General features: G+C 70.4%; 7 protein-coding genes. 3 read left to right on the top strand and 4 right to left on the bottom strand.

Going from position 1 to position 8,922, the window contains the following annotated elements; all coding sequences use genetic code 11:
- Positions 1-440 precede the first annotated feature (440 nt).
- A complete protein-coding gene (locus tag B6R96_RS21785) occupies positions 441-1,448 on the bottom strand; it encodes a stage II sporulation protein M (protein ID WP_081523344.1) in 1,008 nt (335 codons plus the stop codon).
- Between the two features lie 114 nt (positions 1,449-1,562).
- Between B6R96_RS21785 and B6R96_RS21780 the strand changes: the two genes are divergently transcribed.
- Complete coding sequence (locus B6R96_RS21780; RefSeq protein ID WP_081525192.1) at positions 1,563-2,510, top strand: RDD family protein; 948 nt, start codon at positions 1,563-1,565, stop codon at positions 2,508-2,510.
- A 15-nt stretch (positions 2,511-2,525) separates the two neighbouring features.
- Here the strand turns inward: B6R96_RS21780 and B6R96_RS21775 are convergent, their stop codons facing one another.
- Together B6R96_RS21775 and ahcY are read right to left on the bottom strand one after the other, a co-directional pair.
- Positions 2,526-3,146: a hypothetical protein gene (locus tag B6R96_RS21775; protein WP_030390987.1), complete on the bottom strand. Its 621-nt coding sequence runs from the start codon at positions 3,144-3,146 to the stop codon at positions 2,526-2,528.
- A gap of 105 nt (positions 3,147-3,251) precedes the next feature.
- Positions 3,252-4,688, bottom strand: a complete 1,437-nt coding sequence (gene ahcY / locus B6R96_RS21770) for an adenosylhomocysteinase (protein WP_053705415.1) — start codon at positions 4,686-4,688, stop codon at positions 3,252-3,254.
- Positions 4,689-5,037: 349 nt separating this feature from the next.
- Between ahcY and B6R96_RS21765 the strand changes: the two genes are divergently transcribed.
- Positions 5,038-7,125 carry a fructose-specific PTS transporter subunit EIIC gene (locus B6R96_RS21765; RefSeq protein WP_081523343.1) on the top strand — a complete coding sequence of 696 codons (2,088 nt, stop codon included), beginning with the start codon at positions 5,038-5,040 and terminating at the stop codon, positions 7,123-7,125.
- A gap of 86 nt (positions 7,126-7,211) precedes the next feature.
- Entirely contained in the window at positions 7,212-7,898 is a 687-nt protein-coding gene (lepB, locus tag B6R96_RS21760; protein ID WP_081523342.1) for a signal peptidase I, read from the top strand.
- 69 nt (positions 7,899-7,967) lie between these two features.
- Here lepB and B6R96_RS21755 read toward each other — a convergent pair whose 3' ends face one another.
- Positions 7,968-8,891, bottom strand: coding sequence for a cation diffusion facilitator family transporter (locus B6R96_RS21755; RefSeq protein ID WP_081523340.1), 924 nt, complete (start codon positions 8,889-8,891; stop codon positions 7,968-7,970).
- Between the last annotated feature and the right edge of the window lie 31 nt (positions 8,892-8,922).

The raw sequence follows: 8,922 nt of genomic DNA, 5'->3' as shown, positions 1-8,922 counted from the left end.
GTGGACGGGGTATCAACTTCTGGCGTTGATTTTTGGCACGCTGTTGAGTTCTCAAGGAACGGACGCTTCCTTTGTACTCACCCTCGCGGGCTTTCCTCCGGGCTTTCGTTCTGTTCTTGCGTTTCCGACTCTATCAGACTCTTTCGTGTCCGACTTCCTCGGTGCTTTCCAGGTTTTCGCTTTCGCGTTTCCCTTTCCGGCGGTGCCGACTCTATCAGAAGTTTTCCACCGGATTTCCCGGCTTCGGCTTCCTGAAAGAGGAGTCGGCTGTACCCCACTGGAATTCAATTCCTCATTGGGGGCGAGAGAGAGTTTAAACCATCGCTGCCGAACTTGTCCAGTTCGAGGCAACCGTTCGAATCTACCTCCCCGCGCGCTCCGTGTCAACGGTCTTCGCGGGACGACGAGGAGACTAGCAGCTCAACGGGCTTGTACGCACATCAGGCCGCGGTCGGGAGCGTCGCCGTGCGGTCGGCCTCCTCCACGTCGCCCACCTCGCCGGCGCGCGCGGCCCGCCCGCCCAGCACGAAGACGTAGAGGAGGAAGGCCACCTCAGCTGCGACGCCGATCGTGATGCGGGCCCAGGTGGGGAGGCCCGACGGGGTCACGAAGCCCTCGATCAGGCCCGAGATGAACAGGACCACCGCGAGGCCTATGGCCATGCCCAGAGCGGTGCGGCCCTGTTCGGCGAGGGCCGTGCGGCGGGTCCGGGGGCCCGGGTCGATGACCGTCCAGCCCAGTCGCAGGCCCATGCCCGCGGCGACGAAGACCGCCGTCAGTTCCAGCAGGCCGTGCGGGAGGATCAGGCCGAGGAAGACGTCGAGGCGTCCGGCGGAGGCCATGAGCCCCAGGCCCACGCCCAGGTTGGCCATGTTCAGGAGGAGGATCCAGAGCACGGGTATCCCCAGGAAGGCGCCCAGGACCAGGCAGATCGCGGCCGCCTGCGCGTTGTTCGTCCAGACCTGGGCGGCGAAGGAGCCCGCGGGGTGGCTGGAGTAGTACGTCTCGTACTGTCCGCCCGGCTCCGTGAGCGCCTTCAGGTGTTCGGGGGCAGCGATGGCGCTCTGGACCTCCGGGTGCGTGGCTATCCACCAGCCGATGAGCACGCCGAGCGCCGTGGAGAGCAGGGCGGTCGGTATCCACCAGCGGCGGCTGCGGTAGACCGCGGCCGGGAAGCCCACGGTGAAGAACAGGGCGGCGTCGCGCCAGCCGGCCCGGCGGGTACCCGTCACGGTGGCACGGGCGCGGGCCACCAGCTGGGTCAGCCGGCCGGTGAGCAGGGGGTCCGGGGCGCTGGACTGGATCTGGGAGAGGTGGGTGGAGGTGCGCTGGTAGAGCGCGACGAGCTCGTCGGCCTCATCGCCGGTGAGTTTGCGGCCGCGGCCCAGGAGCTGCTCAAGCCGGTCCCACTCCGCACGGTGTGCGGTCACGAAGACGTCGAGATCCATCCGGTTGCCGCTCCCCTGTCCCAGGTCCCCTGGCCACTGCCTATTCCTAGTGTGGTCAGCTTGGCAGACTGGATGCAGTGCAGGCGGGGGGCGGGTCACATGAGAGGTGCTGTGGTGAGCGGTCTGGTGACGGGGGACGCGGTCGTCCTGGGGCTCAGGCCCGCGCGGCTGCCGAGCCGCGGGCTGGCGATCCTGCTGGACCTGGTCGTGTACGTCACCGGGTACGTGCTCATCTCCGTGGGGCTGACCATGGCGACCGCCTCGCTGGACGAGGCGGCCCGGGCGGCCGTGGGGGTGGCGAGCTTCCTGCTGCTCGTGGTGGGTGTGCCGATCGCGGTGGAGACGCTGTCCCACGGGCGGTCGCTCGGCAAGCTCGCCTGCGGGCTGCGCGTCGTACGGGACGACGGCGGGCCGATCCGGTTCCGGCACGCGATGGTCCGCGGGGCGATGGGGATCGTGGAGCTGATCCTGACCTTCGGGTCGATCGCGTGCATCGCCTCGCTGGTGTCGGCGCGCGGGCGTCGTCTCGGGGACGTGTTCGCGGGGACGCTGGTGGTCCGGGAGCGGGTGCCGGGGGCGCGGGTGATGCCGGTGCCCCCGCCGCCGCCGTGGCTGGCCGGGCGGTTCGCCGGGCTGGACCTGTCCGCGGTGCCGGACGGACTGTGGCTGGCGATCCGCCAGTACCTGACGCGGATGAACCAGCTGGATCCGCAGGTGGGTGCCGCGATGGCGGCGCGGCTCGCGGACGATCTGGTCGCGCGTACGGGGGCTCCGCCGCCGGCCGGGGTGCCGGCTGCCGCGTTCCTGATGGCCGTGGTGCACGAGCGGCAGTCGCGGGACGCCGCGCGGGCCTTCCGGCCGGCCGCCGCCCCGGCGGGGGCCGGTGCCGGTACCGGTGCCGGGTACGCGCCGCACCCCGCTCCGATGCCGCCGGCCGTGCCGATGCCCGTGGCGGCGCCGGTCGCCCCCGCGGCTCCCGCTCCCGTGGCTCCCGTGACTCAGGCAGCTCCCACCGCTCCCGTGCAGGCTCCGCGCGCCGGCGGGTTCGCGCCGCCCGCCTGAGGCGTCACTGCTCGGTCACTGCTCCTCGAAGGCCGAGGGCGGTGTCTCCAGGTGTTCGAGTTCGATGCCGGGGGCCGAGAGCACCACGTCCCCGGCGATGTGGATCGTGTGGACCTCACCCGTGTCCAGTGCGCTGACCCGGTACTCGTCCACCAGGAGCGGCCCGCTGTCCGTGGGGTGTTCCTCGCGGCCCAGCAGGGCCCAGGCCTGGTCGACCGTACGGGGTGCGAGCACCGGGTCGGTGAGGGCCAGGAGCCGGACGCGGGTGGCGGGTGCGCCGGGGGTCAGCCGCAGCAGGCGGGACGTGGCGACGAGGAAGGCCGGGGAGGTGCCGGTGAAGCCGGGGGCCGCGATGTTGCCCTCGGTGGCTTCGGTGCCGGTGGGATCGGTACGGACCCAGGTGACGCCGTCGATGGCGGCGCCGCGCACCTGCCAGCTCGCGGCGTTGACCTCCATGCGGATGGGGCGGCCGAGCTCGTCGATGGCCAGGTCGACGGAGCCCCGGTGGTCCCCGTCCGGGCCGGTGAGCTGGGAGACGTAGCGCCAGCCCGAGGGGCCGGGGGCGCAGTGGAAGTGCTCCTCGCCGAGGGGGGTGTGGTCGTGCGGGTCGTGGAGCGAGTAGCGGCCGCGGGGCATGGTGCGCACTCTTCCTGAGCTGGGATACGGGGCAGGCCCCCGGCACGCTGCCGGGGGCCTGCTTCACATGCTGCTGCCGCTGATCAGAGGCTGATCAGGGGTTGATCAGTAGCGGTAGTGGTCCGGCTTGTACGGGCCCTCGACCTGGACGCCGATGTAGGCGGCCTGCTCCGGGCGGAGCGTGGTCAGCCGGACGCCGAGGGCGTCGAGGTGCAGGCGGGCGACCTTCTCGTCGAGGTGCTTGGGCAGCACGTAGACCTCGGTCGGGTACTCCTCCGGCTTGGTGAAGAGCTCGATCTGGGCCAGCGTCTGGTCCGCGAAGGAGTTCGACATCACGAAGGAGGGGTGGCCGGTCGCGTTGCCGAGGTTCAGCAGACGACCCTCGGACAGGACGATCAGGACCTTGCCGTCGGGGAACTTCCAGGTGTGGACCTGCGGCTTGACCTCGTCCTTGACGATGCCCTCGATCTTCGCGAGACCGGCCATGTCGATCTCGTTGTCGAAGTGGCCGATGTTGCCCACGATCGCCTGGTGCTTCATCTTGGCCATGTCCGAGGCCATGATGATGTCCTTGTTGCCGGTCGTGGTGATGAAGATGTCGGCCGTCTCGACGACATCGTCGAGGGTGGCGACCTGGTAGCCGTCCATGGCCGCCTGGAGCGCGCAGATCGGGTCGATCTCGGTGACGATGACGCGGGCGCCCTGGCCGCGCAGGGATTCCGCACAGCCCTTGCCGACGTCGCCGTAGCCGAAGACGACCGCGACCTTGCCGCCGATGAGGACGTCGGTGGCGCGGTTGATGCCGTCGATCAGGGAGTGGCGGCAGCCGTACTTGTTGTCGAACTTCGACTTGGTGACGGCGTCGTTCACGTTGATCGCCGGGAACAGCAGGCTGCCCTCGGACATCATCTCGTAGAGACGGTGGACACCGGTGGTGGTCTCCTCCGTCACGCCGCGGATCTCGGACGCGAGCTGGGTCCACTTCTGGGGGGACTCGCCGAGGGTGCGGTTGAGCAGGGTGAGGATGTGGGCGTACTCCTCCGAGTCCGCCGTCGACGGATCCGGGGCCGAGCCGGCCTTCTCGAACTCGACGCCCTTGTGGACGAGGAGGGTGGCGTCACCACCGTCGTCGAGGATCATGTTCGGGCCGCCGGTGGGGGTGTTCGGCCAGGTCAGCGCCTGCTCGGTGCACCACCAGTACTCCTCCAGCGTCTCGCCCTTCCAGGCGAAGACGGGTACGCCCTGCGGGTTCTCCGGGGTGCCGTTCGGGCCCACCGCGATGGCGGCGGCCGCGTGGTCCTGGGTGGAGAAGATGTTGCAGGAGGCCCAGCGGACGTCGGCGCCGAGGGCGACGAGGGTCTCGATGAGCACGGCCGTCTGCACGGTCATGTGCAGCGAGCCGGTGATGCGGGCGCCGGCCAGCGGCTGCGCCTCCGCGTACTCCGCGCGGATCGACATCAGGCCCGGCATCTCGTGCTCGGCCAGGGTGATCTCCTTGCGGCCGAACGCGGCAAGGGAGAGGTCTGCGACCTTGAAGTCCATGGGTGCTGCTCCTCATGGTTCGAGAGGGTGGGTACGGCTGAGCCGTGCGCCGTCCTGGGGACGGGACACCGAGCACAGTCCGTCGGGGGTCCTCTCTCCCCTCGGCCGGTCGCAAGGACCGCCCGACCCGCCATCAGCAGCGACGCCTGACACTGAGCACGAATCTACACCGATCGGCCGAGTGAGCCCCAGTCAGACGAGGAAGAAGGTGTGGGGTGAGGTCAGGTCCTCCGGTCGGAACCTTTGGGGCCTTTCGGACTTATGACCCGCCGATGACGTGCGGGAGGACGCCGGTGGACCGGGAACCGGAGCGCGATTCCGCAGGACCCGCGGCACGAAGGAGATTTCAGTGACCAGTCCGGCAGACCCTTCCGTGGGCCAGGGTGCGAGCGGGGACGGGAAGGGGCGGGGGCGCCCGAAAGTGCTCGCCGTCACGGCGTGTCCCACGGGGATCGCGCACACGTACATGGCCGCGGAGAAGCTCCAGCAGGCGGCCGACCGCCTCGGTGTCGACATGAAGGTGGAGACCCAGGGCTCCATCGGGGCCGAGAACGTGCTCTCTGACAACGATGTCAGGGAGGCGGACGGCATCATCATCGCCGCCGACAAGGACGTCGACCGCGGGCGCTTCACGGGCAAGCGGGTCCTGTCCACCGGAGTCGCGGACGGCATCCACCGCCCGGAGGAGCTGATCGAGCGAGTGCGGAGCGCGCCCGTGCAGGACGCAGCGGCGACGGGCGGCGGCGGGAGCGACGGCGCCGGGGCACGCGGTGGCAGTGGCGGGGTCCGGGAGCGCAGCGCCGCGTACAAGGCGCTGATGAACGGCGTCTCGCACATGATCCCCTTCGTGGTCGTGGGCGGTCTGCTGCTCGCCGTCTCCATCGCGCTCGGCGGACACACCACGGCCGAGGGCATCGCCTTCGACCCGGACTCCTTCTGGTTCTACGTGAACGCCCTGGGCGGCCTCGGCTTCAAGCTGATGCTGCCGATCTTCTCGGGCTACATCGCCTACGCCCTCGGCGACCGGCCCGCCCTCGTACCGGGCATGATCGGGGGCTTCCTGGCCGCCGACGCCGTGAACATCTACGGGGCCGAGGCCAACGCGGGCTTCCTCGGTGCGATCGTGACGGGTTTCCTCGCCGGCTACCTGGTCGTGTGGATCAAGAAGGTCGAGGTCCCGAAGTTCGCCCGGCCGATCATGCCGATCATCGTGATCCCGATCGTGTCGACCCTCGCCCTCGGCCTCTTCTACATCTACGTGATCGGCCGGCCCATCTCCTGGGTCTTCACCCACCTGACCGACTGGCTGAACGGGATGACCGGCTCCAGCGCGGTCCTGCTCGGCGCCGTCATCGGCCTGATGATCGCCTTCGACATGGGCGGCCCGGTGAACAAGACGGCCTTCCTCGTCGCGGTCGGCCTCATCGGCACGAACAACACCGTCATGGGCATGGCCGCCGCGGCGATCCCGGTCATGCCCCTCGGGCAGGGGCTGGCGACGCTGCTGCGGCGCCGGCACTACAGCGACCAGGAACGCGAGACGGGCATCGCCGCGCTGTTCATGGGCTTCTTCGGGATCTCCGAGGGCGCCATTCCGTTCGCCGCCGCACGGCCGGCGCAGGTCATCCCGGCGAACGTGCTCGGGGGCGCGGTGGCCGGTGCGATCGCGGGGCTGGCCGGGGTGGAGAACTCCGTGCCGCACGGCGGTCCGATCGTCTCGGTCTTCGGCGCCGTCGGAGGTGTCGCGATGTTCTTCGTCGCCGTCGCGGCCGGCACGGTGGTGACGGCGCTGACGACCAACGCGCTGATCGGCCTGAAGCTGCGCAAGGAGGGCGCGGCCGGTCCGCGGCCGCTCGCCCCCGAGCCGGCCCTCGTCGCGGTCGGCGCCGGAACCGCTGCCGGTGCCGGAGCCGGTACGAGCGCGCGTGCGGGTACGGACGTACGCGCGCAGGCCGCGCCCGCCGCCCCCGCGGGGCCTCCCGAGGTGCTCTCCGGGTACCTGACGGCCCGTACCGTCCGCACCGAGCTGGCCGCGGCCTCCAAGGAGGCGGCGATCCGCGAGATGGCCGGGATGCTGGCCTCCACCGGCAACGTCCGGGACGTCGACGAGCTGGTACGGGTCGCACTCGCCCGGGAGGCTCAGGGCACGACCGGGCTCGGGGAGTCGATCGCCGTCCCGCACGCCAAGACGGACGCGGTGATCCGGCCCACGGTGGGCTTCGCCCGGTCGGAGGCGGGCATCGAGTGGGGTGCGCCGGACGGGACGAAGGCCCGGCTCGTCTTCATGATCTCGGTACCGGAGGCCTCGGCGGGCGACGAGCACCTGCGGATCCTGGCGCTGCTGGCGCGCAAGCTGATGGACGCCGCCTTCCGGGAGCGGTTGCGGACCGCCCCGGACACGGCAGCGGTCCTGGAGGTGCTGAGCGAGATCCGGTAGCCGCTCCCGACCGCCCGGGGAAGGTGTGGATCCGGCCAGACCGTATTCTTCCGGCCAGTCATACTGCTGGAAGGGGCGGGGAATTCATGGAACGCAGGCCTGGGCGCAAACGGGGGATCTGGGCGATCGCCCTCCTCGTGCTCGGCATCGCACTGATCGCCGGACCGATGGTGTTCATGGTGAGCCGGTTCGTGCCGGTGCAGGTGGGAAGCGGCAACATGCTGCCGACGATGGCCCACGAGGACATCCTCGTCCTGGAGAAGCGGCCGTCGGAGGTCCGGCGCGGTGACGTGGTGGCCTACGACCCGTCCGAGTGGGGGCTGACGGGCCCGTTCATCGGACGCGTGGTGGCCGTGGGCGGCGATCACATCGCCTACGCGCAGGGCGACCCGACGCTGACCCTCAACGGGCAGCCGCTCAACGAGTCGTACGTGCAGGACGGCGACCCCGGGGCGGGGGGAATCGCCTTCGCCGTATCGGTCCCGCACGGCCGCGTGTTCATCATGGGCGACAACCGGGGCGACTCCGCCGACTCCCGGTTCCACCCGCAGCCGCACGAGGGGACGCTGCCGGTGTCCGCCGTGACCGGCGTCGACACCGGTATCGACGAGAACGCTCCGCTGATCGGCGTCTTCGGAGTCAGCATGACGGCCGGTGTGGTCCTGCTGCCCGTGAGCATCGGCCTGGGGATCGCCTCCCTGGTGGTGCGCCGCAGGACGCCGGTGGCGCCGACGGGGCCCGTCTGGGGCGCCGTGCGCGTCGACGGGCCGTAGCCCGGACGGCGGCGGGAAGTCGAGGGCCCCCGCGGGCTGCTGCCCGCGGGGGCCCTCGCACGTGCACGGCTACTTGGCCGCCTCGGGGCGGTAGATGTCCGGCTCCAGGTAGATCACCCGGGCGATCGGGACCGCCGCGCGGATACGGGCCTCGGCGGCGTTGATCGCGTCGGCCACCTCGACCGCGGTGTCGTTGCCCTCGACCGCGATCTTGGCGGCGACGAGCAGCTCCTCCGGGCCCAGGTGCAGGGTGCGCATGTGGATGACGCGGGTGACGACGTCCCCGTCGACCACCGCGGCCGTGATCTTCTCCACGTCCTCGATGCCGGCCGCCTCACCGAGCAGCAGGGACTTGGTCTCGGCCGCCAGCACGATGGCGATGGCGATCAGCAGCACACCGATGCACAGCGTGCCGATGCCGTCCCAGACGCCGTTGCCGGTCGCGAGCGCGAGGCCGACACCGCCGAGGGCCAGCACCAGGCCGACCAGCGCGCCGAGGTCCTCCAGGAGGACGACGGGCAGCTCGGGGGCCTTGGCCCGCCGGATGAACTGGGTCCAGGTCTGCTTGCCCCGGATCTCGTTCGACTCCTTGATCGCGGTGCGGAAGGAGAAGGACTCCGCGATGATCGCGAAGACGAGGACGCCGACCGGCCAGTACCAGGCCTCGATCGGGTGCGGGTGGTTGATCTTCTCGATGCCCTCGTAGATGGCGAACATGCCACCGACGGTGAAGAGCACGATGGAGACGAGGAAGGCGTAGATGTAGCGCTCGCGCCCGTACCCGAAGGGGTGTTGCGGCGTGGCCTCGCGCTGGGCCTTCTTCCCGCCGAGGAGCAGCAGCCCCTGGTTCCCGGAGTCGGCCAGCGAGTGGACGCTTTCCGCGAGCATCGACGAGGAGCCGCTGAAGAGGAATGCCACGAATTTGGCTACAGCGATGGCGAGATTGGCGGCGAGTGCCGCCACGATCGCCCTGGTACCGCCCGACGCGCTCATGGGTGCAGGATGTCCTTCCTAGCCACTGACT

The organism is Streptomyces sp. Sge12, from assembly GCF_002080455.1.
Classification (GTDB): Bacteria; Actinomycetota; Actinomycetes; order Streptomycetales; family Streptomycetaceae; genus Streptomyces.
This window is presented reverse-complemented; position numbering and strand designations above follow the sequence as displayed.

Excerpts from the sequence above, each read along its gene's own strand:
- B6R96_RS21775 (WP_030390987.1), bottom strand. The coding sequence starts at position 3,146 with ATGCCCCGCGGCCGCTACTCGCTCCACGACCCGCACGACCACACCCCC.
- ahcY (WP_053705415.1), bottom strand. The coding sequence starts at position 4,688 with ATGGACTTCAAGGTCGCAGACCTCTCCCTTGCCGCGTTCGGCCGCAAG.
- lepB (WP_081523342.1), top strand. The coding sequence starts at position 7,212 with ATGGAACGCAGGCCTGGGCGCAAACGGGGGATCTGGGCGATCGCCCTC.
- B6R96_RS21785 (WP_081523344.1), bottom strand. The coding sequence starts at position 1,448 with ATGGATCTCGACGTCTTCGTGACCGCACACCGTGCGGAGTGGGACCGG.
- B6R96_RS21755 (WP_081523340.1), bottom strand. The coding sequence starts at position 8,891 with ATGAGCGCGTCGGGCGGTACCAGGGCGATCGTGGCGGCACTCGCCGCC.